Below are 13,000 nucleotides of genomic sequence, written 5' to 3'. Positions count from 1 at the left end.
TTTGCACAGCTGCTCGCTCCTCTCCCTCGGCGGCTTGGCCGGCATCAAAACGTCACACCGGCGTCCTAGGTAGCTAGGGCGACTGTCGGGCACGTAAAGACCATGATCCGCCGCTATCATTATCCGGCTAAAGGGGTGACGAAATGCTGGTGCAGCAGCTGACGCATGTGTCCATCGCCGACAGGCAGGCGATGCGCGAGGGCCCGCGCGACAGCGCCACCCATCTGCGGCATGCCGCCGCCATTCCGGCTCTCGGCCAGATCGAAATCGGCGGCAAGGCATCGCGCGGGAGCGCCGGCGAGAGCCTGAAGGTGGTGACCTGGAACGTCGAGCGGCTGCGTCATGTCGATGCCATCGCGGCGACGCTTGCCGCGCAGGCTCCCGACATCCTACTGTTGTCCGAAGTCGACCAGGGCATGGCGCGCTCCGGCAACGGCCATCCGCTGCGCACACTGGCCGACCGGCTCGGCCATGCCTTCGCCTACGGCGTCGAGTTCGTCGAACTTGGCGGTGGCAACGAGGCCGAGCGTTCGGCCACCGGCGAGACCGCCAATGCGGAAGGCTTTCACGGCAATGCCGTGACCAGCGCTGTCCCGCTGCTCCGCCCCTTCCTGGTTCGCCTCGATGCCGCCGGCGGCTGGTTCCGGCCGGAACGCGGCCAGCCGCGCATCGGTGGGCGCATGGCGATCGGCGGCCAGGTGCAGATCGGCAACCGCAGGGTGACGGTCGTCTCGGTGCATCTGGAAAACCGTACCGATCCGGCCGGCAGGGCCATCCAGACGCGCCACCTCCTCGACGCCATCGACAAATATGATCCGGAAGCGCCGGTGCTGCTCGGCGGCGACTTCAACACGTTGACCGCAAGCCATGAGGAGCGTCATGGCGATCCGGCGGCCTGGCTGGCGCGGGTCGCGGCCGAACCGGGCCGGCTGATCGATGTGGAACGCCACGAGCCGCTTTTCGCGGTTCTCGCCGAAAGCGGCTTTGACTGGCAGGCCGCCAACAACCTTGACCTGCCCACCCAGCGGCGTGAGCCCGGGACGCCGGTCGGCCGCATCGACTGGTTCTTCACCCGCGGCCTCCTGGCCAGCGCGCCTGCCACTATCGCCGCCATATTGCCGAACGGCAGTCCGAGTTCGGATCATGAAGCCCTGGCGGTGACCATTCGCCTGAAATAGCTGGCCTCAGCCGGAAAAAGCCTGTCATCCCCGCAGCCATTTTGCGCCGGGAAAGCACGCTACGGTTGCAGCCGACTTCATCGATCCTTCAACAACCAAGCATTATTCAGTCATATTTCGTCTTTTATTTCCAATCGGCTTGGGGAAATAAGATGTTGACTGTCTACAATTGCATCGTGAACCAGCACGATCTGAGACTGGTCGCACTTGCCGCGCTGATCTGCGGGATTTCCTGTTTCTCTGCTGTCAGTCTGCTTCGCCACATCAGCCGCTCTACAGACCGGAATCGGCTGGCCTGGCTGATGATCGCGGCCACTTCGACCGGTTTCGGCATCTGGGCAACGCATTTCATCGCCATGCTTGCATTCACGCCGGGCATACCCAGTGCCTACGATCCCTGGCTCTCCGTGCTCTCGCTCGCCGCCTCGGTCGCGCTGACGGCGGCCGGCATGTGGATCGCCACCTTGCGGGACGAGTTCGAGTGTCGTCTCGTCGGCGGCGCCGTTCTGGGCGGCGGTATCGCGGCCATGCACTATATCGGCATGGCGGCATTCGAGGTTCAGGGCCGGATCGAATGGAACCTGTTGCTTGTCGCCGTTTCCTTGCTGGCGGGCGTAGTGCTTGCGGCGCTGGCGCTGCATGTCGTTCTGCGCCGTCCCTCCTTGGCAGCAACATCCATCGGCGCGGTGCTGCTGACGCTGGCGATCTGCATCTTGCATTTCATCGCCATGGGGGCCGTCTCGATCTTCCCCGATTCCTCGATCGTCATATCCGAATACACGATCGAGCCGACCTCGCAGGCTTTCGCGGCCGCCGCCGCCACGCTGGTGATCCTGGTGCTGTCGGCATCGGCGCTGTGGATCGATTTGCGCTTCCGTCGCCAGAAGCTCGAGGTCGACCGCATGCACGGCCTGGCCAATGCCGCCGTGGAGGGCCTGATCGTCTGCGACGGCAACCGCATCGTCAGCGCCAATGACAGCATGGGCAAGCTGACCGGCACGCTGGCCGCGACATTGAACGGCATGGAGTTGGGCGAGATCTTCGACGAACGCACAGCAAGCGACGCGGCGAGCGTGGAAGGCCAGCCGTGGGAGGCGGAGTTGAGGAACCGCGACGGAACGCGAATTCCCGTCGAACTGATCGCCCGAAGCATCGACTATTGCGGCAAGCCCCACAACGTCATTGCCGTTCGCGACATTCGCGAGCGCAAGAAGGCGGAAGAGGAGATCCTTCGCCTCGCCCATTTCGACCCGCTGACGGGACTTGCCAACCGCCGCTCCTTTTCCAGCCGTCTCGACGCGGAAATCGCATCGATGAACCGGAACGCCAATGCCGACAAGGGCGCCAAACCCCGGCATCTCGCGCTTCTGCTGTTCGACCTCGACCGTTTCAAGGAGGTGAACGACCTTTACGGGCATGGCGCCGGCGATGCGATGCTGCAGAAGGTGGCGACCTGCGCTGCCGGCGTTCTGCGCCACGGCCAGTTGCTTGCGCGCCTCGGCGGCGACGAATTCGCCATCATCGCCCCCAACCTGCCCGACCCGCAGGCAGCGGGCCGCATTGCGGGGGCGCTGCTCGCCGCAATGCGTGAGGAGAACCGGGCCGCGGCTGGCGGCGGGCTGGTCTCGGCCAGCATCGGCATCGCGGTCTATCCGCTCGATGCCGAGGACCAGACCAGCCTGATCAGCCATGCAGATACGGCACTTTATCGCGCCAAGACCGAAGGCCGGGACACCTATCGCTATTTCGAGGCATCGATGGGCGCCGACGCCCGCGACAAGCGCATAATGGAGCACGAATTGCGCCAGGCCGTGGTGCGCGGCGAGTTCTACCTCGTCTACCAGCCGCAGAAGGAGATCAGCAGCGGCAGAATGGTCGGCTTCGAAGCCCTGATCCGCTGGCGCCATCCCGAACGCGGTGACGTCTCCCCAGCAATATTCATTCCGGTGGCCGAAGACAGCGGCGCCATTGGGCAGATCGGCGACTGGGTGCTCGACGCCGCCTGCGAGGAAGCCGCCCGCTGGGAAAATCCGCTGACGGTCGCCGTCAACGTCTCCGCGGTCCAGCTTCACAATCCCAATTTCAGCCGCAAGGTCCACGAGACCCTGCTGAAGACAGGTCTTGCCCCGACAAGGCTGGAACTTGAGATCACCGAAACCGCGCTGGTGAAGGACATGCCGCGTGCGCTGGCAACCCTGCGGCAGGTCAAGTCGCTTGGTGTGCGCGTGGCCATGGACGATTTCGGAACCGGCTATTCCTCGCTTTCCAACCTGCGCGCCTTCCCCTTCGACAAGATCAAGATCGACTCGTCCTTCATCAAGGCAGTCGACACCAACGGTCAGGTCGCAGCGATCGTGCGCGCCGTGCTGGGGCTGGGGCGCGGCCTTGGTCTGCCGGTTCTTGCGGAAGGCGTCGAGACGCTTGGCGAGCTGAAGTTCCTGGATGCGGAAGCCTGCGAGATCGGCCAGGGCTACTATCTCGGCAAGCCGGCACCCATCGAAGCGTTCGACGACCTGACCGGCCACGGCAAGCGCACTCCGGTGCGCGCCGACAGTCGGGATGGCAGTCTCGTATTGCTCAAGCCAAGCGTGCGCTCAGCCTAGTCGCTTACGATCCGAGTGCCGTCTCGACCAGCCGCCTGGCATCCGGCCCCGACCATTCGGCCGGGCCGTTCATATGGGCGATCAGGCAGCCTTCGCCGTCGATCAGCATGGTGACGGGAAGGCCGAGCGCCAGGCCGCGCGCCTTGAGGTCGTTGAACAGTGCCACCGTCGAATCCCGGTAGTAGCCGAGCGCCTCGACGCCGGTGTCCTTGAGAAACTTCTTCGGCTTCACATCGTCACCGGCATCGACATTGACGGCGACGACCTGAAAGGCGTCGCTGCCTTTCTCCTTCTGCAGCGCATCGAGCGCCGGCATTTCGGCGCGGCACGGCGCGCACCACGTCGCCCAGAGATTGAGCAGCACCGTCTTGCCGGCATGGTCGGCGATCGTCATCGGCTTGCCGTCCGGACCATTGAAGGCAAGGCTCTTCATCGACTGCGGCGGATCGGCGGGCAAAAGCGCAGCGACCTCGCCGGTGGCGGCGGCGGCGATCTTCTTGGCGCGGTCGCTCTTGGCCGCGCAGGCGACGTCATCCTTGCTGCCGCCGACCGCCGCCTGGGCCGGTGCGTTGTTGCCAGACCGGCTCTCGCTGACATATACCGCGACCGCGCCGGCCAGCGCTCCCGCCACCAGGGCGGCGAGGATCAGGCGCGGGGCCGGGAAAAATCTGTTTCCGTCTGCCATTTTCTCAAAACTGCTCCGAAGCACGGGTTTTATAGCGATGAGCGACAAGAAGACCAGCAACCAGATGTGGGGCGGACGATTTGCCTCGGGTCCGGCCGCGATCATGGAAGCGATCAACGCGTCGATCTCGTTCGACCGCAAACTTTACGCGCAGGACATCCGCGGCTCGATCGCCCATAGCGAGATGCTGGCGCAAACGGGCATTATTTCGGCGGCCGATCAAGAAAAAATCGCTCACGGCCTGAACACGATTCTGAAAGAGATCGAGGCTGGCAGCTTCGAGTTTTCGACTAAGCTCGAAGACATCCACATGAATGTCGAGGCCCGCCTCGCCGACCTGATCGGCCAGGCCGCCGGCCGCCTGCACACCGCGCGCTCGCGCAACGACCAGGTGGCGGTGGATCTGCGGCTTTGGGTCAAGGACGAGTGCTTCCGCGTCGCCGAGGCGCTGAAGGGGCTCATCTCTGCATTGCTGGAGCGGGCCGAGGAGCATGCGGCGACGGTGATGCCGGGCTTTACCCATATGCAGGCGGCGCAGCCGGTGACCTTCGGCCACCATTGCATGGCCTATGTCGAGATGTTTGCGCGCGACCTGTCGCGCGTGCGCGATGCCATCGAACGCATGGATGAGAGCCCGCTCGGTGCTGCCGCGCTTGCCGGCACCAGCTTCCCGATCGACCGCCACCAGACCGCCAAGGCGCTCGGCTTCCGTGAGCCGATGCGCAATTCGCTGGACAGCGTTTCCGATCGCGATTTCGCGCTGGAGTTCCTCGCCATGGCGGCGATCTGCGCCACGCATCTGTCGCGGTTGGCCGAGGAGATCATCATCTGGTCGACGCCGCAATTCGGCTTCATCAGGCTGTCGGACTCGTTTTCCACCGGCTCCTCGATCATGCCGCAGAAGAAGAACCCCGACGCCGCCGAACTGGTGCGCGGCAAGACCGGCCGAGTCAACGGCCATCTGGTTGGCTTGCTGACGGTGATGAAGGGCATGCCTTTGACCTATGGCAAGGACATGCAGGAAGACAAGGAATCGGTCTTCGATGCCGCCGAGACGCTCGACCTGATGCTGGCGGCGATGACCGGCATGGTCTCGGACATGGCGGTCAACGCCGCCGCGATGAAGAAGGCCGCCGGTTCCGGCCACGCGACCGCGACCGACCTCGCCGACTGGCTGGTGCGCACGCTCGGCCTGCCGTTCCGCGAGGCGCATCATGTCACCGGCCGCGCCGTGGCGCTGGCCGAGGAAAAAAAGGTGAGCCTGGAGAAGCTTTCGCTGGAGGACCTGCAGTCGATCAACCCCGGCATCACATCGGATATTTTCTCGGTGCTGGCGGTGCAGAACTCGGTCAAGAGCCGCACCAGTTTCGGCGGCACCGCGCCATCGGAAGTGAGGAAGCAGATTCGTTACTGGAAAAAGCGACTGGCGAAAGGCTGATGCCCCGATATTGCCACCGGCAATATCACGGATATTGCAGCCGGCAATATCCCGGGGTGCAATACGCCGAGAACTCGGTTAAAAGCGGCGGCTGACAAAACGTTTCGGACGGATGGATCGATGACCGGAAGCAGGATTTTGGTGACGCTGACGCTGCTGGCGGCGATGGCCGCCGTGACCGCCTGCGGCCGCAAGGCCGGTCTCGACACGCCCTATGAAGCCGCCGAACAGGCGCGCAAGGATGCCGAGAGGGCCAAGCAGCCGCTGCCGCCGGAGCCGGAAAAACCGGTCAAGGACAAGAAATTCATCCTCGACCCGCTGATCTAGAACCGATCAGATCGGGTTTGGTCTTCTGAACCCGATCTCGTCGCGCTCCAACTTTCCGGAACCACTCTCGTGAACCATTTCGACTACCGCGACGGCGTGCTGCATGCCGAGGACGTGGCAATCCCCGATATCGCCGCACAGGTCGGCACGCCGTTCTACTGCTACTCCACCGCCACTTTGACCCGGCACTACCGCGTGTTCGCCCAGGCCTTTGCCGGGCTCGACACGCTGGTCTGCTACGCCATGAAGGCCAATTCCAACCAGGCCGTGCTGCGGACGCTGGCCAGGCTCGGCGCCGGCGCCGACGTGGTCTCGGAAGGCGAATTGCGCCGGGCGCTGGCCGCCGGCGTCCCGGCCAGCAAGATCCTGTTCTCCGGCGTCGGCAAGACCGCGCGCGAAATGGACTTTGCGCTGGAAGCCGGCATCCTGTGCTTCAACGTCGAGTCGGAGCCTGAACTTGAGCTTCTGTCGGCCCGCGCCGTCGCGCTCGGCAAGGTGGCGCCGATCTCGCTGCGCATCAATCCCGATGTCGACGCCAAGACCCACAAGAAGATCTCCACCGGCAAGGCCGAGAACAAGTTCGGCATTGCCTGGCAGCGGGCGCGGCAGGTCTATGCTCGGGCAGCGACGCTTCCGGGCATCAAGATCACCGGCATAGACACCCATATCGGCAGCCAGATCACCGAGTTGCAGCCCTTCGACGACGCCTTCGCCCTGCTGGTCGAGCTGGTCGGCGCGCTGCGCGCCGATGGCCATGCCATCGATCATGTCGATCTCGGCGGCGGGCTGGGCATTCCCTATCGTGTCGACAACAACCCGCCGCCCTTGCCAGATGCCTATGCCCAGGTCGTCAGGAAGCATGTCACCAAGCTCGGGCTGAAGGTGATGTTCGAGCCGGGCCGGCTGATCGTTGGCAATGCCGGTATCCTTGTTTCGGAAGTGATCTTCGTGAAGGAAGGCGACGCCAAGAATTTCCTCGTCGTCGACGCCGCCATGAACGATCTGATCCGGCCGACGCTCTACGATGCCTTCCACGACATCAGGCCGGTCGTGCAGCCGCCGGCCGACACGCCTCGCATGATGGTCGACGTGGTCGGCCAGGTCTGCGAGACCGGTGACTATCTCGGCCTCGACCGTGACTTGCCCAGGCTGAAGGCTGGCGATCTGGTTGCCGTCTCCACGGCCGGCGCCTACGGCGCCGTGCAGGCCGGCACCTACAACACCCGGCTATTGGTGCCCGAGGTTCTGGTCGACGGCGATCGTTTCCACGTCGTGCGTCCGCGCCTGACCTATGACGATCTGATCGGGTTGGATTCGGTGCCCGACTGGCTTGCGTAGAAGCCTCCGTCCGGCGACGCTACAGCCGGTTCTGGAGGAGCGCCCTTGTGTCGGCGATCCTGTCTTCGTCGCGGCGGTAGAACGTCCATTGCTTGATGCGCTTGGGCCGCAGCAGGCCGGCCTGGGTAAGCACGCGCATATGCTCGGAGAGCGTCGCTTGCGTGATGCCAAGCTTCTCGGCGATCAGCAGCGCGCAAACGCCGTCCTCGACCAGGTCGCCGTCGGCCTGGGCCGGGAAATGCGCGCGCGGATCCTTCAGCCAGTCGAGGATCTGCAGCCTGCGTTCGTTGGCGATCGCCTTGAAGACATCAACCTCTTGCATTTAGCCATTTTGCCAAGTTACTAATTACTGTCAATCCCGAGGAGATCGCCATGTCGCAGGGCAACACCGTCACGCGCGAGCGCATTGCCGCGATGGAACCGCGCATCCGGCCCTATATCAGGCACACGCCGGTGCTGCACGTCGACATGGCCGACTTCGACCGGCCGTCGCTGGCGGTCGACCTCAAGCTCGAATGCCTGCAGCATTCCGGTTCGTTTAAGGCGCGCGGCGCCTTCACCAACCTGCTCGAACGGCCGGTTCCCGCAGCCGGCGTCGTCGCCGCCTCGGGCGGCAATCATGGCGCCGCCGTCGCCTATGCCGCCATGCGGCTTGGCCACAAGGCGACCATCTTCGTTCCCGAAGTGAGCCCACAGGCCAAGCTGGACCGCATTCGCGGCTATGGCGCAGACCTCGTCGTCGGCGGTGCTCGCTATGCCGAGGCGCTGGCCGCCAGTGAACGTTTCGCGCAGGAAACCGGCGCCTTGCAGATCCACGCCTTCAACCAGGAGGAGACGCTGGTCGGCCAGGGCACGCTCGGGCTCGAGATCGAGAACGACTTGCCTGAGATCGACACGCTGCTCGTCGCCGTCGGCGGTGGCGGCTTGATCGGCGGCATCGCCGCCTGGTATGCCGGCCGCATTCGCATCATCGCCATCGAGCCGGAGGGCGCGCCGACGCTTCATCGCGCCTTCGAGGCCGGCCATCCCGTCGACGCCCCGGCGGAAGGCATCGCCGCCGATTCGCTGGCGCCGAAGCGCGTCGGCGAAATGATGTTCCCGATCGCCGAAGCCTTCGTCGAACGCTCCATCCTGGTCAGCGACGACGACATCATCGCCGCCCAGAAGGCGCTGTGGAACCGGGTGCGCATCATCTCCGAGCCGGGTGGAGCTGCCGCCTTCGCCGCGATCCTGTCCGGCCGCTACACGCCGGCACCTGGCGAACGCGTCGCCGTGCTGGTCTGTGGCGCCAACGCAAACCCCGCCAATTTCTGATTGCAACCAGTGCGGCGAGCTTCACGTTTTTTGAAAGCGCCTCGCCTTTGCCGTGTTTGCTGGTATTCTTCGAGTCGTGAGGATCGGGCTATCCCGCCTGATTCCAGGAAGGGCCGATGACGCAACGACCCACCTCTAGCGATCGCGGTCTCGCCGGGCGCCTTGCGCTCAGCCGGCTGGCGACGCGGGTCTCGATGATGGTTGAGCGCGGCTGGCCGTTGCTGCTGCCGCTGATCATTGTCGCCAGCCTGTTCCTGAGTATCTCCTGGTTCGGCGTTTTCTCGCGGCTGCCGGATGTGGTGCGCATCGGCCTTGTCGTCGCGTTCGGCGTGGCGGGGCTGGCGGCGCTCTATCCGCTACGCTTCTTCCGCCTGCCTGGTGCCGCCGAGGTCGATCGCCGCATCGAGGCCGCAAACAAACTGCTGCACAGCCCCGTGCTGGTGCAGGCCGACCGGCCAAGCGGCAAGGAAAGCAGCTTCTCGCAGGCGCTGTGGCGCGAACACCAGAAGCGCATGGCGGCAAGGCTCGATAGCCTCGGCGCCGACCTGCCGCGCACCCGCGTGCCGGAGCGCGACCCCTGGGCGCTGCGCGCCGTGGCCGCACTCCTGCTCGTCACCGCCTTTGCCTTCTCCTTCGGGCCGACCGGCGGCAGGATAGCCGACGGCTTCAGCGCCCACGGCGCGCACGATGCCGTGCCGCCGCGCATCGATGCCTGGGTGACGCCGCCCGCCTACACCGGCAAGCCGCCGGTCTTCCTGACCGCCGACGCCAACCAGGCGACGCCGACATTTCATGTCCCCGAGGGCAGCGATGTCTCCTTGCGTGTCACCGGCGGCTCGGGCGAGGAAACGCTCGCCTATGCCGACAAGGATGGCAATGCGCGCACCATCGACCCGGCCGGGCCGCAGGCCGCCACCGCCAAGCCTGCTGCAATCCCGGCGGCGCCAGCCAAGATACGCCAGTTCACGGGCAAGCTGACCGGTGACGGCACGCTGACGCTGAAATCGGGTGAGGATCAACTCGGACGCTGGGCCTTTGCCGTGATCGCGGACAAGCCGCCGCAGATCCGCTTCGTCGGTGAGCCCAAGCGCGCCGCCAATGGCGCCTTCGAACTCAACTACCAGATCGACGACGATTATGGCGCGGCCACCGCCAAGGCGGTCTTCGAACAGGCCGACCCGCAGGCGCCGGGTGCACACCCGCTCTACGGCCCGCCCGACATGCCGCTGGCGCTGCCGCGCCGCGGCGGCAAGTCGAATGCCGCCAAGACCACCAAGGACCTGACCGAGCATGTCTGGGCCGGCAGCAGCATCAAGCTGACGCTGGTCGCCACCGACGACGCCGGCCACACCGCGTCGAGCGAGACCAAGACGCTGGTGATGCCGGAGCGGCCGTTCGCCAACCCGCTGGCGCGGGCGGTGATCGAGCAGCGCCGCTTGCTGGCGCTCGACGCCAATGCGAGGCCGCGCGTGCTCGACCTGATCGACGCCATCACGCTGCGGCCCGAAGACACCTTCGACAACATGTCCCACTACCTCGCCATCATGAGCGCGCGCAGCCGGCTGAAGCTGGCCGGCAACGACGATCAGTTGCGCAGCGAGGTCGCCTATCTCTGGGAAATCGCGCTCGGCATCGAGGAGGGCAACCTCTCGGCCGCGGAGAAGCGGCTGCGCCAGGCGCAGCAGGCCCTGCAGGACGCCATCAAGAACGGCGCCAGCGACCAGGAAATCGAAAAGGCGATGAAGGAACTGCGCGAGGCGATGAACCAGTTCCTGCAGGAATTCGCCGAACGCGCCAAGCAGAACCCGAACGCGCCGCAGATGCAGCAGAACGGCCAGGAACTGCGCCAGAGCGACATCGACCGGATGATGGACCAGATCGAGAATCTGGCGAAGTCGGGCGACCGCGACAAGGCGCAGCAATTGCTGTCGCAGCTGCAGGACATGATGAACAATCTCCAGGCCGGCCGTCAGCAGCAGGGCGGTGAGCAGGACAGCCAGATGCGCCAGCAGATGGACAAGCTCGGCGAGATCCTGCGGCGCCAGCAGGAGATGATGAACGACACCTTCCGTATGGACCAGATGCAGCGTGGCGAGCGTCAGCGCGGAGAGAACCGCGACGAGCAACTTGGCCAGGGCGGCGGCGAGAACCAGGACAAACCCGGCGTTGGCAAGGACCGCGATCCGCTCGCCAGGCCGAAGCCGATGACGCCGCAGGAATTCGCCGATGCGCTGAAGCAGCTTCAGGAAGGCCAGGGCCAGCTGAAAAGCGATCTCGATAGGCTGAAGAAGAGCCTCGAAGGCATGGGCATGGAGCCCAATGAAGGATTTGGCGAGGCCGGCAAATCCATGGGCAATGCCGAGCAGGCGCTTGGCGAGGGCCAGGGCGACGAGGCCGTCGGGCACCAGGGCCGGGCGCTCGAGGCGCTGCGCAAGGGCGCCAAGGACATGATGAAGCAGATGCAGGCCATGCAGGGCGACCAGGGCGGCAGCCAGGAAGGCGGGCGTCAGCAGAATGCCGACCGCGACCCGCTCGGCAGGCCGCGCGCCAGCCAGGGTCCCGATTTCGGCGATTCGGTGAAAGTCCCCGACGAGATCGACGTCCAGCGCGCCCGTCAGATCCTTGAAGCGATCCGCAAGCGGCTCGGCAACGCGCTCAGCCCGGATATCGAGCGCAGCTATCTCGAACGGCTGCTTGAGCTGAAATAGGGACCGCCGCCCCCAGGCCCTGCCCGACCCCCCTCCCGAACGGTTGCAACACCATGCCGAAGCTCGGTACTGTCACGCCCATCCTGCGCATCTTCGATGTGGCCAAGGCGCATGAATTCTACGTCGATTTTCTCGGTTTCGAAGTGCAGTTCGAACACCGTTACGCAGACAATACGCCGCTTTACACAGGCATTTATCGCGACGGCTGCGTCTTGCATCTAAGCGAACATCATGGCGACGGCGCGCCGGGCTCTCATCTCCGGATCGAGACGACCGACATTGCGGGTCTCCACCACGAGTTGACCGAAAGAAAGTACCGCTTTGCCAGGCCGGGGTTGGAGGAGACCCCTTGGAAGACGAAGGAGGTCACGGTCGCCGACCCGTTCGGCAACCGCCTGACCTTCTATGAGGATGTCAGGGACTGACCTTGCCTGTTGACGAACGCCTCGCGGATCGCCTCCTGCATACCATCGATCGCCTCGCCTGACGCGTTCGGGCTGCGATGCATCACCACATTGGACGAATCGATGTCGCCGAACCCGTCGGCCGACGTCAGTTCACGGCAACCGTCCGGGATGTTGCTGCGCGAGATCGGCGCGATCGCCAACCCCGAGGTGACCGCAAGCTTCAGACCACCGGTGGTGTCGCTGGTATAGGCGACACGATAGGCAAGCCCGCGCTGCTCCAGCGACTTGATGGCGAAGTCCTTGCACCAGCTGACCCTGTTATAGAGCGCGATCGGCACCGGCCGTTCCTCGTGCATGTGATGCAGCGTCGACGTCACCCAGACCGTCGGGTCGTGCATCAGCACTTCGCCGCCGGCCGGATCCTGCCATTCGAACACCACGCATAGATCAAGTTCGCCGGCGGCGAGCGCCGCCAGCTGCGCCTCCGAATGCGCGTAGCGTACGGTGACCTCGACCTTGGTGTGACGCTTCGAGAATGCGCCCAGCGCGCGCGACAGGATGGCGTGGCCATATTCCTCCGGAATGCCGATGCGCACCGGCCCGCCGAGCGGCGGCGCCGCCATCGACGCCGCCGTTTCGTCGAGCAGCGAGACGATGCGGCGGGCGTTGACGATGAGCTCGACGCCACGCCGCGTCAGCGCGACACCGCGCGAGCCGCGCTCGAACAGGCTATCGCCGACCAGCTCTTCAAGTTTCTTCATCTGCATCGACACGGCCGACTGTGTGCGGCCGGCCTGCTCGGCCGCCCTGGTGAAATTGCCGGCCTCGGCAATGGCGACGAAGGTGCGCAGGAGATCGCTGTCGAGGGTCGGGCGCATGCTATCCATCATAAGCAGATTTGATCGCTGGCATCATTCCAATTCGTTTGCAACATGTCAAACGCCGGACGATAGTTGCCTCACCCATTGGATATGCGGCTGCGAAATCGGCCGCGGACCAATC

Annotated in this window: 11 protein-coding genes; 8 read left to right on the top strand and 3 right to left on the bottom strand. The window is 64.9% G+C overall.

The window, feature by feature from the left end; genetic code table 11:
- Positions 1–143: 143 nt before the first annotated feature.
- Together JN279_RS08570 and JN279_RS08565 are read left to right on the top strand one after the other, a co-directional pair.
- The gene (locus JN279_RS08570) at positions 144–1,178 is read left to right on the top strand and encodes an endonuclease/exonuclease/phosphatase family protein (protein WP_096450697.1); all 1,035 of its coding nucleotides are present in this window, start codon (positions 144–146) and stop codon (positions 1,176–1,178) included.
- Between the two features lie 152 nt (positions 1,179–1,330).
- Positions 1,331–3,781 (top strand): sensor domain-containing diguanylate cyclase, encoded by a 2,451-nt coding sequence (locus tag JN279_RS08565; RefSeq protein ID WP_202352512.1) that lies wholly within the window; start codon positions 1,331–1,333, stop codon positions 3,779–3,781.
- A 4-nt stretch (positions 3,782–3,785) separates the two neighbouring features.
- Here the strand turns inward: JN279_RS08565 and tlpA are convergent, their stop codons facing one another.
- Positions 3,786–4,466 carry a thiol:disulfide interchange protein TlpA gene (gene tlpA / locus JN279_RS08560; RefSeq protein ID WP_202352511.1) on the bottom strand — a complete coding sequence of 227 codons (681 nt, stop codon included), beginning with the start codon at positions 4,464–4,466 and terminating at the stop codon, positions 3,786–3,788.
- Between the two features lie 37 nt (positions 4,467–4,503).
- Here tlpA and argH point away from each other — a divergent pair, with 37 nt between their 5' ends.
- The 3 genes from argH (at position 4,504) to lysA (ending at position 7,569) form a co-directional block, all read left to right on the top strand.
- Entirely contained in the window at positions 4,504–5,904 is a 1,401-nt protein-coding gene (gene argH / locus JN279_RS08555; RefSeq protein WP_202352510.1) for an argininosuccinate lyase, read from the top strand.
- Positions 5,905–6,024: 120 nt separating this feature from the next.
- Positions 6,025–6,231, top strand: a complete 207-nt coding sequence (locus JN279_RS08550; protein ID WP_096450705.1) for a hypothetical protein — start codon at positions 6,025–6,027, stop codon at positions 6,229–6,231.
- A gap of 69 nt (positions 6,232–6,300) precedes the next feature.
- A complete protein-coding gene (lysA, locus tag JN279_RS08545; protein ID WP_096450707.1) occupies positions 6,301–7,569 on the top strand; it encodes a diaminopimelate decarboxylase in 1,269 nt (422 codons plus the stop codon).
- A gap of 19 nt (positions 7,570–7,588) precedes the next feature.
- On the opposite strand, the gene JN279_RS08540 is transcribed toward lysA, so the two are convergent.
- Positions 7,589–7,891 (bottom strand): ArsR/SmtB family transcription factor, encoded by a 303-nt coding sequence (locus tag JN279_RS08540; protein WP_096450709.1) that lies wholly within the window; start codon positions 7,889–7,891, stop codon positions 7,589–7,591.
- Positions 7,892–7,941: 50 nt separating this feature from the next.
- On the opposite strand from JN279_RS08540, the gene JN279_RS08535 reads away from it, so the two are divergent.
- The 3 genes from JN279_RS08535 to JN279_RS08525 all read left to right on the top strand — a co-directional run bounded on the left by JN279_RS08535 (position 7,942) and on the right by JN279_RS08525 (position 12,016).
- A complete protein-coding gene (locus JN279_RS08535; RefSeq protein WP_096450711.1) occupies positions 7,942–8,883 on the top strand; it encodes a threonine/serine dehydratase in 942 nt (313 codons plus the stop codon).
- Between the two features lie 116 nt (positions 8,884–8,999).
- Positions 9,000–11,591: a TIGR02302 family protein gene (locus JN279_RS08530; protein WP_096450713.1), complete on the top strand. Its 2,592-nt coding sequence runs from the start codon at positions 9,000–9,002 to the stop codon at positions 11,589–11,591.
- Between the two features lie 53 nt (positions 11,592–11,644).
- A complete protein-coding gene (locus JN279_RS08525) occupies positions 11,645–12,016 on the top strand; it encodes a glyoxalase superfamily protein (protein WP_096450715.1) in 372 nt (123 codons plus the stop codon).
- Here the strand turns inward: JN279_RS08525 and JN279_RS08520 are convergent.
- Complete coding sequence (locus JN279_RS08520; protein WP_096458001.1) at positions 11,995–12,876, bottom strand: LysR family transcriptional regulator; 882 nt, start codon at positions 12,874–12,876, stop codon at positions 11,995–11,997. The two genes, JN279_RS08525 and JN279_RS08520, sit on opposite strands and share 22 nt — an antisense overlap.
- Positions 12,877–13,000: the final 124 nt, after the last annotated feature.

The organism is Mesorhizobium sp. 113-1-2, assembly GCF_016756475.1.
Lineage (GTDB): Bacteria > Pseudomonadota > Alphaproteobacteria > Rhizobiales > Rhizobiaceae > Mesorhizobium > Mesorhizobium loti_C.
The sequence above is the reverse complement of the archived record's forward strand: the minus strand, read 5'-3'. Positions and strand labels throughout refer to the sequence as shown.